The following is a 271-nucleotide window of genomic DNA, read 5'->3' on the forward strand; positions in this document are numbered from 1 at the left end:
GTTCGGATCGAAGCCATCGCCCTGGTCGCGAACTTCGATCCGCACCTCGCCGTCGCGCACACGCGCCGTCACCGATTGCTCGATGCCGCCACCGTGGCGATAGGCGTTGTTGAGTGCTTCCTGTACGAATCGGTACACGCAGATCTTCACCGCGGCCGAGGGGTCGGAGTGGTCGTCCTCGACGCTACGCAAGACCGTGCTCGCCGTCCTCGTCTCATGGGCGGAGACAACCCGCTCTACGATCTCACCGACCGAGGCGCCCTCGATCTCC

General features: G+C 64.9%; 1 protein-coding gene. It reads right to left on the reverse strand.

All coding sequences use genetic code 11. The features are described 5' to 3' along the window. Window positions 1-271 (reverse strand): ATP-binding protein (locus SB679_RS24335; protein WP_410704828.1); only part of this gene is annotated, 271 nt, incomplete at both ends.

This window comes from Chryseobacterium sp. SIMBA_029 (assembly GCF_046535275.1).
In the GTDB taxonomy this organism is placed as follows: Bacteria; Bacteroidota; Bacteroidia; order Flavobacteriales; family Weeksellaceae; genus Chryseobacterium.